Below are 26489 nucleotides of genomic sequence, written 5' to 3' on the forward strand. Positions count from 1 at the left end.
CGTCATCCTTCCGGGGGTGGTTGGTGAGCGGGGGACGTCACGGCGCGACGGGGCGCGTGCGCTGTCGGCGGCGGTGCAGCCGGGCGCGCACGTCCGCGACGGCGTTGGGCAGCACGACGGAGACGATGAGCAGGGTGCCGGTGACGATCGTCAGCGCGTTGGCGTCGACGTCGGCGAGTTGCAGGGCGTTGCGGAGCACACCGAGCAGCAGGACGCCGGCCACCACACCGAGCAGACCGCCCCGACCGCCGAAGATCGAGACGCCGCCGAGCAGCACGGCGGTCACCACGGTCAGCTCCAGGCCGGTGGCGTTGTCGCCGCGGGCGCTGGCGTAGCGCAGGGTCCAGAAGACGCCGACCAGCCCGCAGACCGCTCCGGAGACCACGAAGAGCCAGAACTTCGTCCGGGCCACCGCGACACCGGCGAAGGTGGCGGCCTGGTCGTTGTTGCCCATCGCGTACAGCGCGCGGCCGACCGGGGTGAAGTGCAGCACCAGGCCGAAGAGCAGGGCCAGCAGCAGCACCCCGACGAGCGCGACCGGGATCGACGTGCCAGGGATGTTCCGCACGACGGCCGCGGTCCAGCTGGCCGGGAAGTCCGCCACCGCCTGGTCGCCGAGCACCACGAACGACAGCCCGCGGTAGAGGGCGAGCGTGCCGATGGTCACCGCCAGCGACGGCAGGCCGAAGCCGGTGACGAAGAGGCCGTTCACCGCGCCGAGCACCGCGCCGAGCAGCACCACGAGGAGGCAGATCAGCTCCAGGGAGAGTCCACTGGAGAGCCAGAGCTGCCCCATCAGGGTGCTGCCGAGACCGACCATGCTCGCCACCGAGAGGTCGATCTCGCCGGTGATCACGATCAGGGTCATCGGCAGCGCGAGGAGCGCCAGCGGTACCAGGTCGAGCAGCAGGAACTGGGCGTTGCGGCCGGTGGCGAAGTTCTCCACGGTCAGGCCGGCGAGCACGACGGCGATCACGAGGGCGACGACGATCGCCGCGTCCCAGGAGCCGAGGACCCCGCGTACCGTGGCGAGCCGGCCCGCGCCACCCTCGGCGTCGGCGCGGGGCGGCGCCGCGTACAGGCTGTCATGCGCCATGGGCGCTTCTCCCTCGGAGCCGGGCCGCCGTCCGCAGGGCCAGGAGCCGGTCCAGACCGATGGCGGCGAGGATGAGCGCGCCGACCACGGCCTGCTGCCAGAACGGGTCGATGCGCAGGACGGCGAGCGAGCTGCCGATCGTGGTCAGCAGCACGGCGCCGAGCGCGGCGCCGTAGGCGCTGCCGCTGCCGCCGAAGATGGCCACCCCACCCACCACCGCGGCGGCGACCACCTGGAGTTCCAGGCCCGTGCCGGCGGCGGCGTCGAGCGTGCCGAACCGGGCCGCGTAGAGCACGCCGGCCAGCCCGGCGAGCGCGCCGTTGGCCACGAAGACGGCGAAGACCCGCCGGCCCACCGGGATGCCGGAGAGCCGGGCGGCGGCCGGCTCGGAGCCGATCGCGTAGAGCTCCCGCCCGCTGCGGTAGGAGCGCAGATAGAAGCCGACGGCGGCGACGACGACCAGCGCGACGAGGAACAGCACGGGTACGCCGAGCAGCGTCTGGTTGCCCAGCCGCAGGAACGACCGCGGCATGTCGGCGGCGTTGATCTGCCGGCCGGAGGCCCAGTAGTAGTCGATGCCCCGGAAGGCGTAGAGGGTGCCGAGGGTGATGACCAGGGCCGGCACCCGGGCCACCGCGATGAGGCCGCCGTTCACCACCCCGCACAGCGCGCCCAGGCCGACGCCGAGCAGCAGCGCCACCGGCCACGGGGTGCCGGGCGCCGCGAGGAACAGCGAGCCGGTGGCGAACGCGACCAGGCCGAGGATCGAGCCGACCGACAGGTCGACGTTGCGGGTGACGATGACCAGGGTCTGCCCGACCGCCAGGATCACCAGGAGCGCGCAGCCCAGCAGCAGGTCCTTGACGCTCTGGCTGCTCAGGAAGCGGTCGTTGCGGAGGCTGGTCACCAGGACCAGCGCCGCGAGCGCGATCAGCAGGCTCAGCTCCCGTACCGCGAGCAGGCGCTCGGTGAGGCCGCGCCGCTGCCGGTCTGGGACGGTCGGGGCGGTCGCGGCGACCTGCTCGGGCGCGTCGGCGTCGGTGCGGCTCATGCGGTCGCTCCCTGCCCGGTGGCGGCGAGCATCACGGAGGTCTCGTCCGCCTCGGCGCGGGACAGCTCGCGGACCAGACGCCCCTCGTGCATGACCAGAACCCGGTCGGCCATCCCGAGCACCTCGGGCAGCTCGCTGCTGATCATCAGGATGGCCAGCCCCTCGCCGGCCAGCTCCGACAGCAGCCGGTGCACCTCGGACTTGGTGCCGACGTCGATGCCGCGGGTGGGCTCGTCGATGACCAGGACGCGCGGCTCGGTGGCGAGCCACTTGGCGAGCACCACCTTCTGCTGGTTGCCGCCGGAGAGGGTGGCCACGGGCGCGCCGAGCCGGGCCGCCTTCACCTGTAGGCGCCGGGTCCACTGCCGGGCCTCGGTGCGCTCCGCGACGCCGAGCAGCAGGCCCAGCCGGCTCAGGGCCCGACGCCGGGCCAGGGTGGCGTTGCGCTCGACCGACAGCTCCATCACCAGGCCCTGCTGCCGCCGATCCTCGGGGACCAGCGCCATCCCGGCGCGGATCGCCCGGCCCGGCCTGCCCGCCGGAAGACGCTGGCCGGCCACCCGTACCTCGCCCGCGTCGTACCGGTCGACGCCGAAGACGGCCCGGGCGACCTCGCTGCGACCGGCGCCGACCAGCCCGGCCAGCGCGACGATCTCCCCACCGCGGACGGTGAACGACACGTCGGCGAAGACGCCGGCCCGGGTCAGCCCGCGCACCTCGAGCAGCGTGTCCCGCACCGGGGCCTCCTGCTTCGGGTAGAGCGAGGCGACGTCGCGGCCGACCATGCGCCGCACCACCTCGTCCACGGTCAGGTCGGCGGCCCGGTCGGTGCAGACCCAGGCCCCGTCGCGCAGCACGGTGACCCGCTGGCAGAGGTCGAACACCTCGTCGAAGCGGTGCGAGATGAACAGGACCGCGGCGCCCCGCTCGCAGAGCGACCGGGCGACCCCGAAGAGCCGTTCGACCTCCACCCCGGAGAGCGCGGCGGTCGGCTCGTCCATGACCAGGACGCGGGCGTCGAAGGAGAGCGCCTTGGCGATCTCGACGAGCTGCTGGTCGGCGATGGAGAGCCCGCGGGCGGGCCGGGTGGGGTCGATCCGGACGCCGAGCCGCTGGAACAGCCGCTCGGCGTCACGGTTCATCGCGGCGGCGTCGATGCGGCGCAGGGCGCGCAGCGGTTGCCGGCCGATGAAGATGTTCTCCGCCACCGAGAGGTCCGGGAAGAGCGTCGGCTCCTGGTAGATGACCGCGATGCCGGCGGCCCGGGCGTCGGCGGGGCCGCGCAGCTCCAGTGGCCGCCCGTCGAGGGTCATCCCGCCGGAGTCCGGGGCGTGCGCGCCGGCCAGGACCTTCACCAGGGTCGACTTGCCCGCCCCGTTCTCGCCGACCAGGGCGTGGGCCTCACCGGCGTGCAGCGCCAGGTGCACCCCGCGCAGCGCGGCGACCGCCCCGAAGGACTTCGTCACCGCGTCGAGTACCAGCAACGGAGCGCCGCCCGCGCCCGGTGCGTCGGGGCTCATCCGATCCCCTCCTGAATCGTTTCACGTGTCGTGCATGGACCGTAGGGGGACGCATTCACGAGCGTCAAGAGTTTCCCGCTGATTTCTCCCCTGTTGCGAGGCGGACGTGCGATCCCGCGCAGACCGGTCCGGACGCCGTCGATCCGGGACGCGCGTGCCGACACCCGTCGGCTGGATGAAACGTTTTAATCGCTATACACTGCCGGTCGACCCGGCTCGCCCGTCCGGCGCGACGCGCCCGGCCAGCCCCGGGCCGACCGCGACCGCGTGCCCGCACCGGACCGCGAACCACCGCACGGATCGTCGAGGGAGCCATGGCAGGGGCGAACATCAAGCAGGTCGCCCGGCACGCCGGCGTCTCCCTCGGCACGGTGAGCAACGTGCTCAACCGGCCCGACAGCGTCGCCCCCGCCACCCGCCAGCGGGTGCTCGACGCGATCACCGAGCTCGGTTACGTCCGCAACGACTCGGCCCGGCAGCTGCGCGCCGGGCACAGCCGCACCGTCGCCATCGTCGTGCTGGACGTGGCCAACCCCTTCTTCACCGACGTGGTCCGCGGCGCCGAACAGGTCGTCGAGGAGGCCGGCGCCATGCTGGTGGTCTGCAACAGCGGCGGGGACAACGCCCGCGAGCGCCGCCACCTGGAGCTGCTGGAGGAGCAGCGGGTCCGCGGGGTGCTCATCACCCCGGTCGGCCACGGCCCCCAACCCCAGCTGGAGAAGCTCATCGACCGGGGCATCCCGGTGGTGCTCGTCGACCGGGGCACCGGCCGGGCCAGCCGCTGCTCGGTCGCCGTGGACGACGTGCTGGGCGGCCGGCTGGCAATGGAGCACCTGCTGGACCAGGGCCACCAGCGCATCGCGTACCTCGGTGGGCCGCTCTCCATCGCGCAGGTCGCCGACCGGCACGCCGGGGCCGCCGCCGCGGTGGAGGAGCGTGGCACCGGGGCGGAGCTCCAGGTGGCGGTGACCACCAACCTGACCGTCGTCGCCGGCCGGCGCGCCGCCGAGCAACTGCTCGCCCTGCCCGCCCGCCAGCGCCCCACCGCCGTCTTCTGCGCCAACGACCTGATCGCGCTCGGGGTGCTCCAGGAGGTCACCGCGCGCGGCCTGCGGGTGCCGGGCGACGTGGCCATCGTCGGCTACGACGACATCGAGTTCGCCGACGCGGCGGCGGTGCCGCTCTCGTCGGTGCGCCAGCCCCGCGAGCAGCTCGGCCGGACCGCCGCGCAACTCCTGCTCGAGGAGGCCGAGTCCGGCGACACGCACCGGCACCGGCACGTGGTGTTCCAGCCGGAGCTGGTGGTGCGCCGCTCCAGCGAGCAGCCCCGGCGCGTCCGGCGCTGACCGACCCACCGGCGCGCCACCGTACCGACCCCTCCCCGGCGCGGTGGCGGCGCGGCGGGCCTCAGGACGGCACGGCCACGGACCACACGTCGGCGATGGACGGGTCGTAGCCGTCACCGCCGTCGCGGAACCGCACCCGGACGACCCCGTCGCGGGTCGCGTCCGGCAGGTCGACGACGAGCTGGTAGCTGACCGTGCCGGCCCCGCCCGCCGTACGCCGCCAGCTGCGGGCCTGCGCCACCACCCCGTCCACGACCACCTCGTAGTCCTTCAGCTGCGGCTGGTCGTAGGTCTCGACGGCACGCAGCAGGAACGGCTGACCGGGCGCGACGGCGAGGTCGAACTCGAACCAGCCGCCCGGGCGGGTCACGTCGGTGTACCGCCGGGTGAGGCCGGCCTCGCTGTTGGTGCCCGAGTACTGCGACGCGGCGAGCCGGTGCGCCTGCTCGGAGGCCGCGTCGCCGAGGTCCACGTGGTCGTACGCGCCGGGCGGCGGATTTTCGATCCCCACCGGAACCGCGAGGACGCGGCGTTCGGCCTCCGTTGCGCCGGTGGCCACCGTGACCTCCGATGGCCCCTCGGTCACCGACAGCGGCGCGGCGAGCACGGTGGACACGGTGGTCTCCGCGCCCGGGGCGAGGTCGTACCCGGCGGTGGCCGGTTCGACCCGCCAGCCCTCCCGCGCGGTGACGGTGAGCCGTCCCGTCACCGGCACGGCGGCCCGGTTGCGCAGCACCGTGCCGACCGTCGTCGCCGAGCCCGGCGCGACGGCGGCGGGAGTCGCGGCCGCCGACACGATCTGCACAGCCGGCGCGACGGTGATCGTCCCGGCGACGGGCAGGGTCGCCGTCCCGCCCCGGTGACGGTAGCCGGCGGAGCCCTCGACGGGCTCGCCCGCCGGCGTCTGACCGGCGGGGATCCGCAGGTCGTAGCGGTGGCTCACGGTGCCACCCGGCGCGACCGTGGTGGCCCGGCCGCCGACCGGGGTGATCGTCCAACCGGCCGGCGCCCGCAGGTCGGAGGTCACCCCGGTCAGCGGATCGGCGCTGCCGTTCGACACCAGGACGGTCGCTCGGACGACGTCGCCGGGCAGCCGCTCGCCCACCGGGAGGTCGAGCCGCACCACCGCCCCGACCAACGCCGACGACGCCGAGGAGAGCCGCTGGTCGAGCCGGGTCAGCGGCGCGGTGAACCGGTCGGCGAGGGCCGGTTCCAGGCGGCCGGCGGCGACCTGGGTGCGCAGCCACCGGGCCAGGTCGGCCGTCGTCGCCAACGCCTGGTGCACGTCGGTGGCGGCACGGGGGTCGCCCGCCAGGTACGCCGTGCGCGCCGCCGCGGTCTGGGCGGCGAGCCGGTCGAGCCGGGCGCGCAGGTACGCGACCGTCGGCCGGCCCAGCCGACCGGCGAGTTCGTCGGTCAGCGCCGTCAACTCCCGTACCGCGTCGGCGGAGTCACCCAGGTCGCCCAGCACCCGGTCGACGGCGAAGGCGTAGGAACCGGAGCCGACCTCGTAGACGGCGGTCCCGCCGTCCATCCGGACGAACCGCACGCCGTCGGCCTGCTCCGCCGGCCGGCCGCCCTCGGTGACCGAGTGCCGCCCGGGCGCCGGGACACGCACCGTGGCGGTGGTGTTGGCCGGGACGGTGAGGCGCAGCCGCAGGTCGCCGCGGGCGTCGAGGTCCCAGTCGCTGCCGATCACCCCGTACATCGACCGGTAGGACGCCCGCGCCGAGGTGAGGCCGCCGCCCGGCTGCGGCGCGAACGTCAGGTGCGCGTACCCGGGGTGGTCGGGGTCGGGTTGGATGCCGGCGACGGTCCGGTACATCCAGTCCCCCACCGCGCCGTAGGCGTAGTGGTTGAAGGAGTTCATCGACACGTCGCCGAAGCTCCCGTCCGGCATGATCGAGTTCCAGCGCTCCCAGATCGTGGTCGCGCCCTTGGCGATCTCGTAGCCCCACGACGGATAGGTGTCGTTGAGCAGCAACCGGTAGGCGACGTCCAGGTGCCCGGTGTCGCTCAGCGCCGGCAGCAGGTCGGGGGTGCCGAGGAAGCCGGTGGAGAGGTGCCAGTCGTGCCGGCGTACGTTGTCGACCAGCCGGTCGGCGGCCTTGGCCCGCAGCGGCTCGGGCAGCAGCCCCATGCCGATGGCCAGCACGTACCCGGTCTGGCTGTCGCCCTGGACGGTGCCGTCGGCCGAGACGTACGCGTCGACGAACGCCTGCGCGATGTCGCCGGCCAGCGCGATGTAGCGGGCCGCGTCGGCGTCCCGACCGAGCGCGCCGGCCAGTTCGGCCAGCAGCCGGATGCTGTACGCGTAGTAGGCGGTGCCGATGACGCCGGCGGGCGTCGGGTCGTCGAGGTTGAGCCAGTCGAGGTACGGGCCGGCGTTGGTACGCCGGTTGCCCGAGCTGGTGCTCTCCAGCCAGGAGGCGTACCGCACCATCGACGGGTAGTGCTCCTCGACCACCCGGGTGTCGCCGTAGCGCTGCCAGAGCGTGTACGGCACGGTGATGCCGGCGTCGGCCCACCCGGTCGCGCCGTCCCCGCAGCAGGCCCGCGGTGCGACGTCGGGGTACGCGCCGTTGGCCGACTGGGCGTCCCGCAGGTCCTGCAACCACTTGCTGAGGAACGTCAGGCTGTCCATGTTGAACGTCGCGGTCTCGGCGAACACGTTGATGTCACCGGTCCAGCCGAGCCGCTCGTCGCGGGCCGGGGTGTCGGTCGGGATGGACAGGAAGTTGCCGCGCTGCCCCCAGGTGATGTTGCTGTGCAGCTGGTTGACCATCGGGTTGGAGGTCTCGAACTCGCTGGTCAGCTCCCCGTCGGTGTGCATGACCAGACCGGTGACGGTGGACAGGTCGGGGGTGCCCGGATAGCCGGTCAGCTCGACGTAGCGGAAGCCGTGGAAGGTGAAGGTCGGCTGGTAGACCTCGGCGCCGCCACCGCGCAGGGTGTAGAGGTCGGTGGCCCGGGCCGACCGCAGGTTGGCGGTGTAGGCGGTGCCGTCGGGATTGAGCACCTCGGCGTGCCGGAGGCGCACGGTGGCGCCGGCCGGGCCGTCGAGCTTCAGCCGGACCTTGCCCACCATGTTCTGGCCGAGGTCGAAGATCCAGGTGCCCGGGGTGGGTTGGGTCAGCGCCCGGGCCGGCAGTTCCTGCACGACCCGCACCGGCGGGTCGACCTGGGCGACGATCCGCCCGGTGGCGCCGGTGTCGTCCACGCTCGCAGGCGACCAGCCGGAATCGTCGAAGCCGGGCGCGTCCCAGCCGGCCGGCAGCCGCCGTGCGTCGTAGCTCTCGCCGTGGATCAGGTCGCTCTGCCGGAACGGTCCGGGGGTGGCCCGCCACCCGCCGTCGGTGCCGATCGTCTCGGTGCGCCCGTCGGTGTAGTCGATCACCAGTTGGGCGCTGAGGTGCGGGCGCGAGCCGTAGTTGTCGGTGCCGAACCAGGCGATGCTGCCGGCGTACCAGCCGTCGCCGAGCAGGGCGCCGAGAGCGTTGTCGCCCGGGCGCAGCTGCCGGGTCACGTCGTACGTCTGGTACTGCACCCGCTTGTCGTAGTCGGTCCAGCCGGGGGCCAGTTCGTGGTCGCCGACCCGCTGGCCGTTGAGCGACAGCTGGTAGACCCCGAGCGCGGTGGCGTAGATCCGGGCCCGGGCGATCTCGCCGTCGACCCGGAAGCCCCGGCGCAGCAGCGGGTTCGCGTCCAGCGCGGTGAGCATCGCCTCGGCGTCCCCGCCGACCCGCAGGCCGCCCGCGGTGGGCGTACCCGCGCCGAACGGGTTCTCGCCGTCGGTGAGCGGCGCCGCGAAGAGGGTGTCGCCGCCGCTGGTCACCGAGAAGTCGGAGAAGACGCCGGTCTCCACCCCGTTGGTACGCAGGCCGACCGAGCCGGCCCGGTGCGCGGTGTCCCGGGTGACGTCGACCCGGGTGCCGTCGACCCAGCTGGTGATGGTGTCGCCGGCCGCGGTGATGCGCAGGGTGTGCGGTGCGGTCAGCCGGTCGGCCGGCACGATCCCGCCCAGCGGCACCTCCTTGAGCAGGGTCCAGGCGCCGTCGACCCGCCGGTGCGGGCGCAGCTTGGCGCTCCCGCCGGTGATGGAGAACTGCCACATGTAGGCGTTGCCCGACCCGCTGGCCCGCAGGAAGATCCCGGCGGCGTCGCGTTCCAGACGCAGCGTCGTCTGCACCGTGTAGTCCGTCCAGGACTCGGTGGGCGACGGCAGCCCGATCCAGTCGGCCCGCCAGCCTTCGGCCCCCCGCACACCGGTCTCCCAGGAGGCCGGGGCGCTCCACCCGGAGGCGCGGCCCCTGGTGTCCCAGACCCGGACCTGCCAGGCGTAGCGGGTGCGCGGGCGCAACTGCGGCCCGGCGTACGGCACGAGGGTGCTCGCCCGCGAGGTGACCCGGCCGCTGTCCCAGACGTCGGCGTCGGCCAACCGGTCCCGGCTGGTGGCGACGCGCACCTGATAGGACTCCTGGACGACGCTCCGGGCGGTGGCGTCGATCCGCCAACCGAGGCGGGGCCGGGCCACGTCCAGCCCGATCGGGTCGGTCGCCCGTTCGGTGGTCAGACCGGTCACCGTGAGCCGGGGTGCGGCCTCCGGTGCGGCAGCCGCCGCCGGACCCGGCGCCACCGTCGGCGTCAGACCGAGGAGCAGTACGACGGTCGCGGACAGTGCGGCGCGGTACCGCCTCGTGCGCATCATGGCTGGTCCTCACCCTTCTGTGCGGTGGTCCGCACCCGACGTGGGCGGCGCCCGGGCGGCCGGCGGGCGGCCCGGGTCTCTGGTCAGCGGGGCTGGGCGGCCGGATGTGCGACCGGGTGGAAGCTGGACCGGCCGGAGCCGACCTCGAACACCGCACGGCCGTCGGTGATGCCGACGAAGGTGGCCCTGCTCGGTCCGGCCGCCCGATAGCTCTTCCCGGCGGTGACCGGCAGCGCCACCCGGGCGGTCACGTTGACCGGCACCTCGAGGTCGACGCGCAGGCCGGAGCCGGTGCGCCGCCAGTCGAGGCGCACCGGACCGCGCTGGGTGGGCACGGTGCCGGCGGCGCGGTCGAGCCCGACCGCGGGCGGCGCGACCTCGACGACGGCGGCACCCGGGCCGGCGGTGCGGACGCCGAGCAGGGTCTCCTGCACGTCGACCACCGCCTGCGCTCCCCAGCCGTGCGACTGGCTGAAGTTGCTGCCGGGGTCGAGGGTCCACGCCTCCCAGGTGAAGGTGCCGCCCCGAGCGAGGATGTTCGCCCAGCCCAGGTCGTCCGGGTTGGTCAGCAGTCGCAGCACCGCGTCCGGCCGGCCGGCGTCGGCGAGGGCACGCAGCAGCCAGTGCGCGGTCATCGGCCCCTGCTTCATGCCCATCGACGCGAGCTGCCGGGCCAGGACCGGCAGGTCCGCGTGGGGAGCCACCCCGTGGGCGACGGCGTACGAGGTGGCGTGCTGGCCGGCGTGGCCGCTGCGCTCACCGGTGGCCGAGAGCCCGTCGACGTAGCCGCCGTCGGCGGCGCGCAGCGTCGCGTTGATCGCGCTGGTGAGGGCGGCGGCGCGCCCGTCGTACCCGGCCACCTCGGCGGCCGGCCGGTCGAGGGCCTCGGCCATCCGGGCGGTGGTGCGCAGCACGTCCACGCCCTGTGCGTTGATGGTGGTCCGGGCGGCGGCCGTCATGTCGTAGCCGAACCGGCCGGGCTCGGGCCAGTCGACGATGCCGTAGCGGTAGGCGCCGCTGCCACCGGCCAGGTCGGTGATGAGGCCCGCGGTGGGACCGCCGGCCGGGATGTGCCGCAGCACGTAGTCGGCGGTGTCCCGGATCGCCGGGTACGCCTCGGCCAGCAGCTCGCGGTCGCCGGTCTCGGTCCAGTACCGCCAGACCCAGTCGACGAACATCAGCGAGTAGTCGGGGATGTCCCGCTTGCCGTCGCCGTTGGGATAGACCGCGTTGTACCGGCCGCGGTCGTCGCCGGTGTTCCAGTAGCGGGTGGCCGAGCGGAGGAACTCGCGGATGGCCTGCTGGGTGGCGTCCCGCTCACCGAACGCGGCCATGGTGGCGTAGGAGATGTTCGCGGCGTCGCCGAGGAACTGGCCCTTCTCCCGGGTGGGCGTGTCGACGAACGCCTCCTGGACGGAGTAGAGCGCGGAGCGCTTCATCATCGACCACACCGCGTCGAGGGTCGCGTCCGAGCTGGTGAAGGTGGCCTCCCGACCGCTCGGCACGTCGGTGTGCACCACGACGGCGGAGACGTCCCGCAGCGCGACGTCCTCGCCGGCGTCGGGGATTTCCAGGTAGCGGAAACCCAGGTGGGTGAAGGCCCGGAACTCCTGCGCCCCGTCCTTCTGCAGGTACGGGAAACTCATGTCGGTGCCCTGCGAGTCCAGGGTGGAGGTGGCGACCCGGCCGCTGTCGGTGAGGGTGTAGCCGGCGCGCAGGGCAACCGTGCGTCCGGCCACGCCGGCGTCGAACCGGACGACCGGACGGGCCGGGATGACCACGCCGAAGTCGGCGACCACCGTGCCGTCGGCGGCGGTACGCAGGGCGACCGGCGCGACGGCGCGCTCGGCCAGTCGGGTCTCCTGCCCCATCAGGTGCGGGTACGACGGGTTCGGGTGCGCGCCGAGCACCTCGGCGGCGGTGAACGGGGCGGCGCTGTCGTCGTAGCCGGGCCGCATCCACCCGGTGACCTCGGCGCGGGCGTCCTGCCGCTCGACCCGGTCGCCCTCGCCGTTGCGGCGTTCGGCGCCGACGACGAAGCGGGTGTCCCGGGCGACCCGCCATGAGGAGTCGGTGCGGAACACCTCGCGGGAGCCGTCGGCGTGCTCGACGACCAGCTTCACCAGCAGGCCGCGGGCGCCCGCGGGGCGACCCTGGCCGCTGCCGTACCAGTGGTAGCGCACCCCGATGACGAGCGGCCTGCCGGCGGTCACCAGGGCGGTGACGTCGGCCGCCTGGTAGTAGTCCTCGCCGGGGTAGCCGAAGGAGGTGCCCCGGTCGGCGCGGGCGCCGTTGAGGTAGAGCTCGTAGGTGTGGTCGGCGGCGGTGTAGGCGCGGGCCCGGACGACGCGGCTGGCACCGGGGCGTACCTCGGTGCGGGCCAGCGTGTAGTCGTCGGCCTCGGTGGTGGGGCGCCGGATCCAGCTCGCGCCCTCCCACTGGTCGTCGGAGATGCCGGTTTCGAAGGCGCCGTTTCCGGGCGGGGACTGCCGGCCGGTGCGATCCCAGGTGCGCACCGTCCATCGGTACGCCGCGCCGGCGCGCAGGGCAGGCCCGGCGTACGGCGCGTAGGCCTGCTGGTCGGAGGTGACCTTGCCGGAATCCCAGACCCGGTCGCCGCCGGCCTCGCTGACGGTGATCCGGTAGGCGGTCTGCCGCTCGCCGGGGTCGGTGTCCCGGGGCAGCCAGCCGAACCGTGGCGCGCCCTCGACGTTGAGCGGGCGGACCCGGTCGCCGACCGTGAGCGCGACCGGCGCGTGCGGGGCGTGCCCGTGGGCGGCCAGCGCCGGTGGCGCCCCGGCCACGACCGTTGCGACGACGGTGGCGGCCGCCAGGAGCGCGGCTCCGCGGCCCAGCACGGGGAACAGCGGTCCGGCTGTGGGATTCCGAGGTGTCACGCCTGCCTCCACCTGTGAATCGTTTCAGGCAGGCTACGTGCTCGTGTTCGCCGTGTGAAGACGTCCCCGGTGGCCGGATCCGGCCATCACAGCGATCGATGTACGGCCCCCCGGCGCGAACGGCCTGCGTCACGTTCGGCGGGACACCGTTTCAAGATCGGAAAGACGCGTCCTAGGCTGGCCTGCATCGCTACACCGTGACGAAGAGGAGACCGTCGTGAGCCAGACCGAACGGGTGGATTCCGACGAGGAGTGGAACGTCGCCGAGGACGACGGGGTCCTGGACGCGTCGGACACCCTGGATGACCGGATCGGCGACCCGCTGGACACCGGCATCATCGCCGAGGACCACTGGCGGGGCGCGAACCGGTTCGGCACCACGCCAGCCGAGGAGCGGGCGGGCGAGTCCCTCGACCAGCTGCTCGCCCAGGAGGAGCCGGACGTCGACCCGTACGCCGAGGGGGGCGACGACGAGGACGAGCTGACCCGGCGCGGGTACGAGCGCGAGGCGCGCGCGGGCCGCCTCGTCGCCTATGACGAGGGCCTCGGCGAGGACGAGGAGGCCGAGTCGGTGGTCTGGGACGCGGGCATCGACGCGGGCGCCGCGAGCGCCGAGGAGGCCGCGGTCCACGTGGTCGACGACCCGAACGGCCCCGGGGACGGCCCGCTGCGCTGAGCGCACCCACCAGGGTCGCGCCCCGTCGAGCTGCCCCCGAGGTAGGGCAGCCCGACACCGTCATCTCGGGCGAGCCGAACAGGGCTCGCCCCCGGCCGGACGGAGAAGGACGCATGCGACCTTCGCGCGTAGGGGTCGTCGTCGCACTCGCGGTGCTCTCGCTCACTCCACTCGCCGCCTGCGACGCCACGGGCCCCTCCCGCACGGACAGCACCGTCGCACCGACCGGTACCGCCACCACGTCCGGCCCGGGTGGCACCGCGGTCGCCACACCCCGGGCCGAGCAGGAGTTCCGCCGGCTGGAGACCGCGTTCGACGCGCGGCTGGGAATCCACGCGGTCGACACCGGGACCGGCCGGAGCGTGCGGTACCGGGCCGACGAAGGGTTCGCCTACGCCTCCACGTTCAAGGCGTTGGCCGTCGCGGCGCTGCTCGACCGGACGTCGACCACCGACCTCGACCGCGTCGTCCGCTACCCGCGAGCCGACCTGGTGGCACACTCCCCGGTCACCGAGAAGCACGTGGCCGCCGGGATGCCGCTGCGCGACCTGGCCGATGCCGCGATCCGGTACAGCGACAACACCGCCGCCAACCTGATCCTGCGCCGCCTCGGCGGGCCGCGCGGCTTCGAGGAGGCGCTGCGCGGTCTCGGCGACACGACCACCAAGGCGGCCCGCTACGAGACCTCCCTCAACGAGGCCAAGCCGGGCGACGAGCGGGACACCACGACGCCGCGGGCCTTCGCCGACGACCTGCGCGCGTACGCGGTGGGCACCGCGTTGTCCGACGAGGACCAGGACCTCCTCAACGGATGGTTGCGGGGCAACACCACGGGCGACGGCCTCGTCCGCGCCGGCGTCCCGGACGGCTGGGTGGTGGGCGACAAGACCGGCTCCGGCGGATACGGCACGCGCAACGACATCGCCGTGCTCTGGCCGCCGGACGGCGCGCCGATCGTGCTCGCCGTGATGTCGGGCCGGAGCGGGAAGGACGCGACGTACGACGACGCGCTCATCGCGCAGGCGACCCGGGTCGCCGTCGACACGCTGCGCCGCTGATTCCCGGCAGAGGTGTCCACGAATGATCCACCGCCGTCGACTGCTGTGCCCAGGATGGCCGCCGGTCGGCAACGACAGGGAAACCTGATCCTCACCGGTGCTGCCGAGGATCGAGTTGATCTTCCCCTCTGTCGTAAGGAGATCTTCGATGCAGCAGTTCGATCGGCGCGCGTTCCTCGGCCTGGCCGGGGCGGCCGGCGCCGGGGTCGCAGCGGCGGTGGCGGGCTGGTCCGCCGCTCCGGCCTGGGCGACCGGCCGGCTCCCTGACAACCCGTTCACCCTGGGCGTCGCGTCCGGCGACCCGCTGCCCGACGGTGTCGTCCTCTGGACCCGTCTCGCCCCGGAGCCGTTGGCCGCAGACGGTCTCGGCGGGATGCCGCAGCACGTGGTGCCGGTGCGGTGGGAGGTCGCCGAGGACCCCCGCTTCCGCCACGTCGTCCGCCGGGGGGTGGAGCTGGCCACCCCGGAGCTCGGGCACTCGGTGCACGCGGAGGTGAGCGGGCTGCGCTCCGACCGGGAGTACTTCTACCGGTTCCGGGCCGGCACGGAGATCAGCCCGGTCGGCCGCACCCGCACCGCCCCGGCTTTCCGGGATCTGCCGCGCAGCCTCGCCTTCGCGTTCGTCTCCTGCCAGAACTTCCCGACCGGCCACTTCACTCCCTACCGGCACATGCTCGACGAGGACCTCGACCTGGTCGTCCACCTCGGCGACTACATCTACGAGGGGCCGGCGGCCGGCACGATCGGCCGGGCGCACCTGCCCGCCGCGGAGATCTTCTCCCTCGCCGACTACCGGGTCCGGCACGCCCAGTACAAGACCGACCCCGACCTGCAGGCCGCGCACGGCCGGTTCCCCTGGGCCGTCACCTGGGACGACCACGAGGTGGAGAACAACTACGCCGACGAGAACTCCGAGGACGCCGCCCAGTCGCCGGAGAGCTTCCTGACCCGGCGGGCCGCCGCCTACCAGGCGTACTACGAGCACCTGCCGCTGCGGCGCAGCGCCCTGCCGCACGGCCCGGACATGCGGCTCTACCGACGGCTGCGCTACGGCCGGCTCGCCGAGTTCAACATCCTCGACGGCCGCCAGTACCGCGACGACCAGGTCCCGCCCGGCTCGCCCGAGGCCGACGACCCGACGCGCTCGATGCTCGGCGCGGAGCAGGAGAAGTGGCTGCTGGAGGGCCTGACCGCGTCGCGCGCGACGTGGAACATCCTGGCCCAGCAGACGGTCATGGCCCGGGCCGACCGCGACCCCGGACCGGGCGAGCAGCTGTCGGACGACAACTGGAACGGCTACGAGCCGGCTCGGCAGCGTATCTTCGACGCGGTCGCCGGCCGGAACGTCGACAACATGGTGGTGGTCACCGGTGACGCGCACTGCAGCATGGTCGCCGACCTCAAGCAGAACTTCGACGACCAGAACTCCCGCACCGTGGGGACGGAGTTTCTCGGCACCTCGATCAGCTCCGGGGCCGACGGCGCCGACATGGACGCCCGCGGCCGGGAGTGGCTCGCCTCGAACCCGCACATGAGGTACTACAACCAGCGACGCGGGTACGTGCGCTGCACGGTCGGACGCGACGAGTGGCGCAGCGACTACCGGGTCGTCCCGTATGTCACGACCCCGGGGGCTTCGGTGAGCACGGACGCCAGCTTCGTCGTCGAGAACGGCCGCCCCGGCGTCCAGACCGACACGCTCTCCTGACTTCGCACCCGCTATGGCGCCGCCGGCCCTGGTCCGGGTCGGCGGCGCCGCTGCACGTCGTGCCCGCGCCCGCCCGGGCACGGCGAGACAGCCGCTAGAATTGGACCGGGAAGTCCAGAAGAGGGGTGGGGACATGGCCGCGACGTTCACCCGGAAGGGCAGCGCGACCCGGCAGCGCATCGTCGAGGGCGCCGCCGCGGAGATCCGCGAGCGGGGCATCGCCGTGTTCCGGCTCGACGACGTGCTGGCCCGGACCAAGACCAGCAAGAGCCAGCTCTTCCACTACTTCCCGCAGGGCAAGGAAGAGCTGCTGCTCGCCGTGGCGCGATTCGAGGCCGACAAGGTGCTGAGCGACCAGCAGCCGATGTTGAGCCAGCTCACCTCCTGGCCGGCCTTCCAGGCGTGGCGCGACCGGGTCGTGGCCCGCTACCTGGCCCAGGGTCAGGAGTGCCCGCTGCACATGGTCTTCTCCCAGCTCGACCAGCGGACTCCGGGGGCTCGGGCCGTGCAGACCGAGCTGATGCGCAAGTGGCAGTCCGAACTCACCGCGGGAATCCGGCACATGCAGCGGGCCGGCGAGGTGGCGGCCGAACTGGACGTCGAACGCGCGGCGGCGGCACTGCTCGCCGGGATCCAGGGCGGCGTGCTGTTGATGCTCATGACCGGGGACATCACCCACCTCGAGGCCGCCCTGGACGTGGCGATCGACAACCTCGGGGCGAGCGCGCCGGCCGCGTGAGGCAGATGCGGCCAGGTCGGGCGGCCGGCGCGCGACGGCGCGCGGGAGCAGCCCGCCCGTCGGGCACGCCGTGACGTGCCCGACGGGCGGTCGGCTCAGTGGATGACGACCGGCGCCTTCGGCTGCTCCGGCTGCTCGCCGTCGAGCAGGTGCGACGGCTCGCGCCGGCGGGGCAGGAACAAGGCCGGGATGAACGTGGCCGCCACGAGCGCGAACGCGACCCAGAACGTGTTGGCGAACGAACTGGCCGCGAAGTCGAGCCCGCGGTCGATGATCGACGGGTCCACCGGAAGCTGCTGGGTCAGCTCCGGCCGCTGCTGGCTGGCGATGGCCAGACCGGCTTCGGTGAACGGCTCACCGCTCGGGTCCGTCACGCCAGGAATCGGCCGGGAACCGTTCAGCTCGTTGGTGAGGATCACCGACATCACGGCCGCGCCGATCGAGCCGCCGATCTGCTGGAGGATGTTGACCAGCGTGGAGCCGCGGGCGACCTCCTGCGCGTTCAGCGTCTTCAGCGCCGAGGTCATGATCGGCATCATCGTGCCGCCCATGCCCAGCCCCATGACGAACAGCGACCCGCAGAGCAGCAGGTAGGACGTGTCCGCGTCGAGCTGGGTGAAGGTGAAGAACCCGAGAACGATCAGCGCCAGCGAGAACGGGACCGTGCGCCCGACGGGCACCCGGTCGGCGAGGGTGCCGGCGATCGGCATGGTGATCATCGCGCCGATCCCCTGCGGCGCCATCAGCAGGCCGGCGGCCAGCGTCGACTCGCCGCGCACCTGGAGGAAGTAGCTCGGGAAGAGCAGGCCAGCGCCCATGAACGCGATGATGAACACGAACAGCGTCAGCGACGCGATGGTCAGGTTGCGGTTGGCGAACAGCCGCAGGTCGAGCAGCGGGTGCCGGGGCCTGAAGGAGTAGAGGACGAACGCCACCACCAGTGCGGCGCCGACCAGCATCGGCGCCAGGACCTTCGCGTCGGCGAACGTGCCGGCCTCGGGCAGCGAGGAGACCCCGTAGAGGAACAGGGCGAGGCCCGGCGAGAGCATCAGCATGCCGACGAAGTCGAACGACTCCGACGGCTCCGGGTTGTCCTTCGGCAGGGCGAACTGGGCGTAGACGAGGGCGACCAGGCCGATCGGCAGGTTGATCAGGAAGATCCAGTGCCAGCTCGCGGTGTCGATCAGCCAGCCGCCGAGGATCGGACCACCGATCGGGCCGAGCAGCATCGGGATGCCGAGGACGGCCATCAGCCGGCCGATCCGGTGCGGCCCGGCCGCCCGCGTCATGATCGTCATGCCGATCGGCATGAGCATGCCGCCGCCGAGGCCCTGCACCACCCGGTAGGCGATGAGCTGCCCGATCGTGTCGGCGGTGGCGCAGAGCACGGACCCGATCGTGAAGAGCGCCAGCGCCACCATGTAGAGGCGCTTGGTGCCGAACCGGTCGGCGGCCCATCCGCTGAGCGGGATCACCGTGGCCAGCGCGAGCGTGTAGGCCGTCATCGTCCACGCCACCCGCGCGTAGGACGCGTCGAACTCGTCCTGGAACGTCGGCAGCGCGACGCTCACCACGGTCACGTCGAGGATCGACATGATCGCGCCGAGCACGACGACGCCGGCCACCTTGAGAACCGCGGCGTCGAGCTTGTCCGATGTCGCGACAGGCGGTGCCACGACAGGTTGCTGTGTCACAAACTCTCCTGGAAATCGAATGTGCCGGCCAATGGTGGGTGGTGGCGGCGGTGCCGCGCCATCGGGCGCGGGGCACGACGTACCGAAGCGACGACGCGCGCAGGGAAGACTAACCGCAGGCACCGACAAGTCGCCGCCGGATTACCGACGATCGCCGCGACACACCCGTTCGGCCGCCCCGATGGTGACCGGACGTCGGGGTGTCGATCGAACCGGCACTCCTGCCCGGGTCTTTACGTCAGCCGGTGACCACCGGCACCGCCGCGGTCAGCGCCCAGTCGTGCCCGATGTCGGCGGCCGCGCGCAGCAGCTTCGGCAGGTGCTCTTCCAGCAGCGTCTCCACCGAGGTCTCGGCGGCGTGCACGGTCACGTTGAGCGCGGCGACGACCTTTCCGTCGCCGTCGCGTACGCCGGTGGCGATGGACCGGATGCCCGGCGCCAGATCCTGGTCGGCGAGTGCCCAGCCCTTCGCCCGGACCTCGCGCAGCGCGGTGTCGAGCTCCCCGGGCGAGGGCTGCCAGCGGGGCGTGATGCCGGAGCGGGTCGGCTCGGCGAGCACGGCGGTCAGCGCCGCCGGGGGCAGCGCCGCGAGGAGCACCTTGCCCATCGACGTCGCGGGGGCCGGGAAGCGGGTGCCGATGGTGACGGCGAGCGTGACGATCTTCGGTACGGCCACCCGGGCCACGTAGACGACGTCGCTGCCGTCAAGCTGGGCCATCGAGGTCGACTCGTTGGTCTGCTCGACGAGCCGCTTCATGTGCGGCCGGGCGATGTCCCACATGTTCAGCGCGTTGACGTAGGCCATACCCAGTTCGAGGACGCGCGGGGTGAGGGCGAAGCCGCGGTCGACCGCGCGGACGTAGCCGAGCGCTTCGAGCGTGATGAGGATGCGGCGGACCGTCGGCCGGGCCAGGCCGGTGGCCGTGGCGATCTCGCTGAGTGTGGTCGACGGGCAGCCCGGGCGGAAGGAGCGCAGGACGTCGAGCCCGCGGGCGAGGGCTTCGATGAAATCGGGCCCGGCGCCCCTTCCGTTGTCACTCATGTCCTAATGCTTCCACTGGGCCGAGCCGGCGTCCCACTCGGTGTACTGGTAGGGGTTCTCGAGGAGGTCCGTCTCGGGAATGTCCGGGTTCATGCCCCGCTGCCACGCCTGCTCGCCCATGGTCTCCCGCAGGTGGGAGACGGTGGCCGCCACCTTCGCCCGGGCGGCGGCGAGGTCGACGTCGACCAACCGGCCGTCCTGCTTGACGATCCTGCCGCCCACCAGCACGGTGTGCACGTCGCCGCGCTGGGCCTGGAAGGCGACGTGGCCATGCGGGTTGAGGATCGGGAACATCACCGGCGAGGCGTCGTTCTTGATCAGGACGATGTCGGCCTGCCGCCCGGGGGTGACCGCGCCGATCGCCGAGTCCATGCCGAGGGCGCGGGCGCCGCCCCGGGTCGCCCACTCCACGACCTGCTCGGCGCGCAGATGGCAGTGGGTGACCGTCTCCTGCTTGGCGTGCGCCTCCAGGTGCTCCCGGGACCGGTCGGCGCCGAGCGTGGCGCGCATCGCGGAGAAGAGGTCGCCGCTCCACCACACGCTGGTGTCCATGGAGAGCGAGACCGGGATGTCGTGGTGGCGCAGCTGCCAGGTGGGCGGGTAGCCCTGCCCGGCGCTCTGCTCGCTCTCGGTGGAGACGGAGACCGAGCCGCCGGTGGCGGCGATCCGGTTGTACGAGTCATGGGTGAGCGTCGACGCGTGCACGTAGACGGTCGACGGGGTCATGAAGCCGTGCTCGTGCATCAGCCGGATGCCGTCGTCGTTGGTCGCGCCCCAGACGCCGGCGTGCGTGGTCACCGCGACGCCGAGTTCCCGGGCCACCTCGAAGGCGGCCCGCTCGGGGAAGGCCGGGTCGCCGGTGACGTCGAAGGCCAACTGGAAGCCGGCCAGCTTGCCGCCGTCGACGCGGCGGCGGTGGAAGTCGCGGAACTCTGGCGAGGTGGCCCACTGCCACGGACCCTGCTGGATGTTGCCGTAGGCGAGGACGAACCGGCCGGGCACCGCCTCGAGCGCGTCGACCGCGGCGTCGGCGTGGTCGGGCGTCTGTAGGCCGTGCGACCAGTCGACGGTGGTGGTGACACCGGCGTCGACGGCCTCGATCGCGGCGAGCAGGTTGCCGGCGTAGACGTCCTCGGGCCGGAACAGCTTGCCGGACTCGAGGTAGTACCAGATGAAGTACTGCGTCAGGGTCCAGTCGGCCCCGTACCCCCGCATGGCGGTCTGCCACATGTGCCGATGGGTGTCGACCATTCCGGGCATGACGATGCCGCCGGTGGCGTCGATCTCCACGGCGTCGTCGGGCGCGGTGAGGCCGACGCCGACCTCCGCGATCCGGTCGCCGATGACCAGCACGTCGGCGCCGGAGAGCACCGTGTGCGCGTCGTCCATGGTCAGCACCAGGCCGTTGCGAAGGACCACCGGCCGGTCGGTTGCGCTCATCGCCACCCATCCTTTCCGGGTACGGAGTTCCGGACCGTTGTCCGCCGTGCGGGCAGCCCGAGTGGCGCCAGTGTGGTCCCCGTCACGGGTCGTGTCAAGAGCGCGTATCCACGACGTGAAGGGCCCGTTGACACGGCCGGTTCGGGTGTCGCAAGCTGTCCTCGCGGACAGATGTCCGCAGAACGGGCGGTGACATGGTGCAGCACTCGGCAGGGCCGCTGGCAGGCCTGCTCGTCGCGGACTTCTCCCGGATCCTGGCCGGGCCGTACGCGACGATGCTCCTGGCGGACCTGGGCGCACAGGTGATCAAGGTGGAGAGCCCCGGCGGCGACGACACCCGCACCTGGATGCCGCCCACCCGCGACGGCGTCTCGACGTACTACCTCGGCATCAACCGCAACAAGCGGTCGGTCGCCCTCGACCTGAAGGACCCGGGCGACCTCGAGGCCGCGCGCGAACTCGCCCGCCGCGCCGACGTGATGATCGAGAACTTCCGGCCCGGCGGCCTCGCCCGCTTCGGCCTGGACTACGACACCGTCGCCGCCGGCAACGAGAAGATCGTCTACGCCAGCATCAGCGGCTTCGGCACCGGCGCCGGCGCGGACTTCCCCGGCTACGACCTGATGGTGCAGGCGATCTCCGGGCTGATGAGCCTCACCGGCGATCCGGACGGCCCGCCCTACCGGGCCGGCATCTCGGTCTTCGACGTGATGGCCGGGCTGCACGCGAGCATCGGCATCCTCGCCGCCCTGCACCACCGCGGCGAGACCGGCCGGGGCCAGCACGTCGAGGTGAACCTGCTCAGCTCCGCGCTCTCCGGCCTGGTCAACCACTCCAGCGGCTACATCGCCGGCGACACCGTCCCGTTCCGGATGGGCAACGCGCACCCCAGCCTCTTCCCGTACGAGCCGCTGCCCACCGCGGACGGCGAGCTGATCGTCATCGCCGGCAACGACGGGCAGTTCCGCAAGCTCTGCCAGGTGCTCGACCTGCCGGACCTGCCCGACGACCCGCGCTTCGGGCGCAACCAGGACCGCACCGCCAACCGCGAGCAGCTGCGGCCCCTGCTGGTCGAGCGGCTCGCCAAGCGCACCAAGGACGAGTGGTTCCGCGAGCTGCTCGCCGCCGGCGTCCCCTGTGCACCGATCAACACGATCGACGGCGGTGTCGCGCTCGCCGAGGAGCTGGGGCTCGGCCCGGTGGTCACCGTCGGCGACGTGCCCGGGATCCGCAACCCCATCACCTTCTCCGACACCCCGGCCCGGTACGAGCTGCCGCCGCCCGGAATCGACGAGCACGGCGAGGAGATCCGCGCGTGGCTGAAGAGCTGAGCTTCCCCACCGGTATCGGCACGTCCGACCCGACCACCATCTCGCTGCTGGGGCAGGACCTGGCCACCGACCTGATGGGCAGGGTCGGCTTCGGCGAGCTGGCGTACTGGCTGGTCGCCGGGCGACGCCCCACCCCGGGCGAGGTGCGGGTCTTCGAAGCCGTGCTGGTGGCGCTCGCCGACCACGGCTTCACCCCGACGGCGATCGCGGCCCGGCTGACCTACCTCTCCGCGCCCGAGGCCCTGCAGGGCGCCCTCGCCGCCGGCCTGCTCGGCGGAGGTTCCCGCTTCCTCGGCGTCACCGAGGACTGCGGGCGCTTCCTGGCCGACACGCTCGCGCAGGCCGGCGAGGTGACCGACTACGACGCGGTGGCCCTCGACGCCGTCACCCGGGCCCGGCAGGAGCGCCGCCTGGTTCCCGGCCTCGGGCACCCCGTGCACAAGGAGGAGGATCCGCGCACCCCGGTACTGATCCGGATCGCCGAGGAGGAGGGGCTGCGCGGTCCGCACCTGCGGCTCTTCGAGGCGATCGGCCGGGTGCACCCCCAGGTGCTCGGTCGGACCCTGCCGCTCAACGGCGCGGGGGTCTGCGGCGCGGCGCTCGCCGACCTCGGCCTCCCCGTCGAGCTGCTGCGCGGTTTCGCCCTGCTGGCCCGCGCGGCCGGGCTGCTCGGGCACCTTGCCGAGGAGCGGCGCCGGCCGCTCGGCATGGAGATCTACCGCACCGTCGACCGCAACGCCGTCTACGAACCCTGAGCCCCTTCAGCAGCGAGAGGAGCGGGAATGGCCACCGTCGTCGCGGTCATCGCCTCCACCCACCATCCCTTCTACTACCGCGCCAGCACGGCCACCGGTGAGGACCGGCCACCGTTCGCCGACGAGTGGACCAGCAAGATCCTGGCCTTCCGGGAGACGTTGACCCGGGCCAGGCCGGACGTGCTGGTGATGGTCGGCTCGGACCACTTCCACCAGCTCTGGCTGGACAACATGCCGCAGTTCCTGGTCGGCAAGGCGCCCGCCTACGACGCCAACTGGTACAACGAGGAACGCGAGTTCGGCCTGCCGCGGATGCTGCTGAAGGGCCAGGAGGACCTCTCGGCGCACATCCTGCGGGCCGGCCTCGACTCCGGCTTCGACCTCGCGTTCAGCAACGAGCTGCGGATCGACCACAGCATCACCTGCCCGATCATCACCCTGCGGCCCGAGGCCGACCTGCCGATCGTGCCGATCTACACGAACATCTTCGCGCCGCCGCTGCCGCAGCCGAAGCGCTTCGTGCAGCTCGGCGCCGCGATCCGGGAGATCGTCGAGTCGTGGCCGTCGCACCTGCGGGTCGCCATCATCGGCACCGGCCACCTCTCGCTCGAGCTGGGCGGGCCCCGGCAGTTCGGACCGCACGGCCCCGACCCGGAATTCGACCGGCGGGCCGTCGAGTGGATCGCGAACGGCGACCTGGACGGGTGTCTGCGCGAGGTCACCCTGGACAGCCTGCACGCGCCGGGCAACGCCACCCACGGCTTCATGGACTTCATGCTCATGATGGGCGTGGCCGGGGAGGGCGCGAAGGCCGACCACGTCGACACCCTCGATCTGTTCCACACCATGGAGGCCTACTTCACCTGGTACCCGAACGGAGCGCCGGCGGCATGAGCAAGTACCTGCTGAACAAGTTCCTCTTCACCGTGGACCGTGACCCGGAGCTGGTCGAGCGCTACCGGAGCGAGCCGCGCGAGCTGGTCACCTGGTGGGAGGCGGAGTTCGCCAACACGGTGCTCAACTGCCACACCGGCGAGGCGAGCACCTGGTTGCGCTTCGACGACGTCGAGCGCGAGGCGCTCGCCACCCACGACCACGTGAAGCTCTTCGAGCTCGGCGCGCACCCGTTCCTGACCCTGACCCTCTTCATCGCCCTGTTCGAACGCGACCACGGGCCGCTGGAGTACCAGCTGGCCTACGGCGCGCGATTGGCCCACTTCGACCTGCCGTACCCGGATATCGCCACATGATCCGGGCGGCCCTGCTCACCGCCTGCGGCACGGCGCCGACGATCGGCGAGCGGCCGGCCCCGGTGCCGGCGGCCGGTGAGCTGCCGATCACCGTCGAGGCTGTGCCGATCACCCCGCTCGACGTGCTCTGCGCCACCGGGACCAGCTACTTCGGCACCCCGCCGACCCCCTACGTGCCGGGGGTGCAGGGCGTGGGCCGGCTCGCCGACGGCACCGCCGTCTGGTTCGGCACCTCAGCCGGCATGCGGCCGGGCGTCGACGGCAGCATGGCCGCCGCCGTCGCGGTGCCGACCGCCGACGTCGTGCCGCTGCCGTCCGGCGTACCGCTCACGCTCCTCGCCGCCTTGGGACTCTCCGCCGTCGCCGCGCACGGGGCCCTGACGCACGCCGGCGAGCTGGCGGTCGGGGAACAGGTCATCGTGCTCGGCGCCGGCGGGGTGGTCGGGCAGGCGGCCGTCCAGCTGGCGCGGCTCGGCGGGGCCAGCCGGGTTGTCGCCGTGTCCCGCTCCGCGAAGGCCCGGGCTCGCGCCGAGGAGCTCGGCGCCTCGGTGTCCGTCCCGTTCCTCCCCGACGACGACGTCACGACGCTGACCGACCGGCTGCGCCAGGCCGTCGACGGGCCGGTCGACCTCGTGCTTGACCCGGTCTTCGGGATTCCGGCCGCGGCTGCGCTGCGGGTGGTGCGCCCGGGAGGTCGCCTGGTCAACCTGGGCAGCGCGGCCGGCGCCACCGCACCGATCGAGTCCGCGGTGCTGCGCAGCGGTTCGCTGCGGATGATCGGCTACACGAACAACGGGCTGTCGGCCGAGGAACGGTCAGCGTCGCTCGCCGTGGTGGCCGGGCACGCGGCGTCCGGCCGGCTCACCGTCGACCACGAACTGGTGCCGTTCGGATCGGTCGCGCAGGCCTGGTCACGACAGGCCGAGGGCAGAGCGGCCGGGCGCCTCGTCCTGGTTTTCTGACCGGTCGCTCACGCACAGCGGTGGACACGCGACCGCCGCCGGTGCCCGCGTCGGCGCGGCTGACCGGCGCCTTACCACCAGATCTTGCAGTTGATCGGGCGTTCCTCGCACGGTCGTCCGGAAGGCCGACAACCGGCCAAGACGACCTGCTCCGGGTGCGGGGTTCGTGATGATCGGGACGTGAGCGTCAGGATGCCCACGCTCGTGCGGCCGATGCTCGCCACGAGCGGCGCCCTTCCCTCCGGGCCTGGCTGGGCGTACGAGTTCAAGTGGGACGGCGTCCGGGCGATCGCGTACGTCGCCGACGGCATACGGCTGCTCAGCCGCAACGACCGCGACGTCACGCGGGCGTACCCCGAGCTGGGCGGGCTCGCCGACCTGCTGGCGAAGCGGCGGGCGGTGCTGGACGGTGAGATCGTGGCGCTGGACGGCAGGGGCCGGCCCGACTTCTCCGCCCTCCAGCACCGGATGCACGTCCGCGCGCCGTCGGCCAGTCTGGTGAGCACCACCCCGGTACGGCTGTACCTGTTCGATCTCCTGCACCTCGACGGACGGGACACCACGTCCCTGCCGTACACCGAGCGGCGCGCTGCGCTCGAGGAGCTGGACCTCAGCGGGGAGAGTGTGGACATCCCGCCGTACTGGACCGGCGACGCCGGCCGGGACCTGGCCACCGCCGCCGCCGATCTCGGCCTCGAAGGCGTGGTGGCCAAAGCGCTCGGCTCCCGGTACGAGCCCGGCCGCCGCTCCCCTGCCTGGGTCAAGGTGCCCCTCAACGACACCGTCGAGGTCATCGTGGGCGGCTGGAAACCCGGAACCGGCCGGCGCGAGGGCACGATCGGTTCGCTCCTGCTCGGCATGTACGACCGGGGTGACCAGCTGACCTACATCGGCCATGTGGGTACCGGGTTCACCCAGGCCGCCCTGCGCGACCTGGGGGAACGCCTCCGGCCGCTGCGCCGACGGGATGCGCCGTTCGCCTCCCCCGTCCCGCGGGAACACGCCCGGCACGCCGTCTGGGTCGATCCGGTCCTGGTGGGCGACGTGACCTTCCGGTCCTGGACACCCGACCACCGACTGCGCCACCCCTCGTGGAAGGGCCTGCGCAGCGACCGGGAACCGGCCGAGATCCGGCTGCGCGGCTGACCCGACCCGCACGGCGCTCAGCCGGGTGCCGGATCGGGATCGCCGGCCCTCGCCAGGCGGCGGCCCAGGG

19 protein-coding genes are annotated in these 26489 nt (G+C 73.0%); 11 read left to right on the plus strand and 8 right to left on the minus strand.

The window, feature by feature from the left end; genetic code table 11:
* Positions 1-37: 37 nt before the first annotated feature.
* Genes ACIBBA_RS16065 through ACIBBA_RS16075 form a run of 3 tightly spaced genes read right to left on the minus strand, consistent with a single transcriptional unit; the run spans position 38 to position 3667 of the window.
* The gene (locus ACIBBA_RS16065; RefSeq protein WP_396697822.1) at positions 38-1096 is read right to left on the minus strand and encodes an ABC transporter permease; all 1059 of its coding nucleotides are present in this window, start codon (positions 1094-1096) and stop codon (positions 38-40) included.
* Positions 1086-2147: an ABC transporter permease gene (locus ACIBBA_RS16070; RefSeq protein ID WP_396697824.1), complete on the minus strand. Its 1062-nt coding sequence runs from the start codon at positions 2145-2147 to the stop codon at positions 1086-1088. Before ACIBBA_RS16070 ends, ACIBBA_RS16065 begins: the two co-directional genes overlap by 11 nt.
* Complete coding sequence (locus ACIBBA_RS16075; protein ID WP_396697826.1) at positions 2144-3667, minus strand: sugar ABC transporter ATP-binding protein; 1524 nt, start codon at positions 3665-3667, stop codon at positions 2144-2146. The genes ACIBBA_RS16070 and ACIBBA_RS16075 overlap by 4 nt, the downstream gene beginning before the upstream one ends.
* Before the next feature lie 314 nt (positions 3668-3981).
* Between ACIBBA_RS16075 and ACIBBA_RS16080 the strand changes: the two genes are divergently transcribed.
* Positions 3982-5013 (plus strand): LacI family DNA-binding transcriptional regulator, encoded by a 1032-nt coding sequence (locus ACIBBA_RS16080; RefSeq protein WP_396697828.1) that lies wholly within the window; start codon positions 3982-3984, stop codon positions 5011-5013.
* A gap of 61 nt (positions 5014-5074) precedes the next feature.
* Here the strand turns inward: ACIBBA_RS16080 and ACIBBA_RS16085 are convergent, their stop codons facing one another.
* Both ACIBBA_RS16085 and ACIBBA_RS16090 read right to left on the minus strand, forming a co-directional pair.
* Positions 5075-9721, minus strand: coding sequence for a family 78 glycoside hydrolase catalytic domain (locus ACIBBA_RS16085; RefSeq protein WP_396697830.1), 4647 nt, complete (start codon positions 9719-9721; stop codon positions 5075-5077).
* An 83-nt stretch (positions 9722-9804) separates the two neighbouring features.
* Positions 9805-12618, minus strand: a complete 2814-nt coding sequence (locus ACIBBA_RS16090; protein ID WP_396697832.1) for a family 78 glycoside hydrolase catalytic domain — start codon at positions 12616-12618, stop codon at positions 9805-9807.
* Positions 12619-12835: 217 nt separating this feature from the next.
* Here ACIBBA_RS16090 and ACIBBA_RS16095 point away from each other — a divergent pair, with 217 nt between their 5' ends.
* From ACIBBA_RS16095 to ACIBBA_RS16110, 4 genes are all read left to right on the plus strand, one after another.
* Complete coding sequence (locus ACIBBA_RS16095) at positions 12836-13294, plus strand: DUF5709 domain-containing protein (protein ID WP_396697834.1); 459 nt, start codon at positions 12836-12838, stop codon at positions 13292-13294.
* Between the two features lie 113 nt (positions 13295-13407).
* Positions 13408-14352: a class A beta-lactamase gene (gene bla / locus ACIBBA_RS16100; RefSeq protein WP_396697836.1), complete on the plus strand. Its 945-nt coding sequence runs from the start codon at positions 13408-13410 to the stop codon at positions 14350-14352.
* A gap of 148 nt (positions 14353-14500) precedes the next feature.
* The gene (locus ACIBBA_RS16105) at positions 14501-16060 is read left to right on the plus strand and encodes an alkaline phosphatase D family protein (RefSeq protein ID WP_396697838.1); all 1560 of its coding nucleotides are present in this window, start codon (positions 14501-14503) and stop codon (positions 16058-16060) included.
* A gap of 133 nt (positions 16061-16193) precedes the next feature.
* A complete protein-coding gene (locus ACIBBA_RS16110) occupies positions 16194-16799 on the plus strand; it encodes a TetR/AcrR family transcriptional regulator (RefSeq protein WP_396697840.1) in 606 nt (201 codons plus the stop codon).
* Between the two features lie 95 nt (positions 16800-16894).
* Here the strand turns inward: ACIBBA_RS16110 and ACIBBA_RS16115 are convergent, their stop codons facing one another.
* The 3 genes from ACIBBA_RS16115 to ACIBBA_RS16125 form a co-directional block, all read right to left on the minus strand.
* Positions 16895-18493, minus strand: a complete 1599-nt coding sequence (locus ACIBBA_RS16115) for a DHA2 family efflux MFS transporter permease subunit (protein ID WP_396697842.1) — start codon at positions 18491-18493, stop codon at positions 16895-16897.
* Between the two features lie 238 nt (positions 18494-18731).
* Positions 18732-19535 (minus strand): IclR family transcriptional regulator C-terminal domain-containing protein, encoded by an 804-nt coding sequence (locus ACIBBA_RS16120; protein WP_396697844.1) that lies wholly within the window; start codon positions 19533-19535, stop codon positions 18732-18734.
* A 3-nt stretch (positions 19536-19538) separates the two neighbouring features.
* Positions 19539-20975 carry an amidohydrolase family protein gene (locus ACIBBA_RS16125; protein WP_396697846.1) on the minus strand — a complete coding sequence of 479 codons (1437 nt, stop codon included), beginning with the start codon at positions 20973-20975 and terminating at the stop codon, positions 19539-19541.
* A 194-nt stretch (positions 20976-21169) separates the two neighbouring features.
* On the opposite strand from ACIBBA_RS16125, the gene ACIBBA_RS16130 reads away from it, so the two are divergent.
* From ACIBBA_RS16130 to ligD, 6 genes are all read left to right on the plus strand, one after another.
* Positions 21170-22306, plus strand: a complete 1137-nt coding sequence (locus ACIBBA_RS16130) for a CaiB/BaiF CoA transferase family protein (RefSeq protein ID WP_396697848.1) — start codon at positions 21170-21172, stop codon at positions 22304-22306.
* Positions 22291-23061 (plus strand): citryl-CoA lyase, encoded by a 771-nt coding sequence (locus tag ACIBBA_RS16135; protein WP_396697850.1) that lies wholly within the window; start codon positions 22291-22293, stop codon positions 23059-23061. Before ACIBBA_RS16130 ends, ACIBBA_RS16135 begins: the two co-directional genes overlap by 16 nt.
* Positions 23062-23088: 27 nt before the next feature.
* Positions 23089-23955, plus strand: a complete 867-nt coding sequence (locus ACIBBA_RS16140; protein WP_396697852.1) for an extradiol ring-cleavage dioxygenase — start codon at positions 23089-23091, stop codon at positions 23953-23955.
* Positions 23952-24311: a hypothetical protein gene (locus ACIBBA_RS16145; protein ID WP_396697854.1), complete on the plus strand. Its 360-nt coding sequence runs from the start codon at positions 23952-23954 to the stop codon at positions 24309-24311. The genes ACIBBA_RS16140 and ACIBBA_RS16145 overlap by 4 nt, the downstream gene beginning before the upstream one ends.
* Positions 24308-25273 (plus strand): zinc-binding alcohol dehydrogenase family protein, encoded by a 966-nt coding sequence (locus tag ACIBBA_RS16150; protein ID WP_396697856.1) that lies wholly within the window; start codon positions 24308-24310, stop codon positions 25271-25273. The genes ACIBBA_RS16145 and ACIBBA_RS16150 overlap by 4 nt, the downstream gene beginning before the upstream one ends.
* A 180-nt stretch (positions 25274-25453) precedes the next feature.
* Positions 25454-26419, plus strand: a complete 966-nt coding sequence (gene ligD / locus ACIBBA_RS16155) for a non-homologous end-joining DNA ligase (RefSeq protein WP_396697858.1) — start codon at positions 25454-25456, stop codon at positions 26417-26419.
* The last annotated feature ends 70 nt before the right edge of the window (positions 26420-26489 follow it).

The sequence above is a fragment of the Micromonospora sp. NPDC051006 genome (genome assembly GCF_044456245.1).
In the GTDB taxonomy this organism is placed as follows: Bacteria; Actinomycetota; Actinomycetes; order Mycobacteriales; family Micromonosporaceae; genus Micromonospora.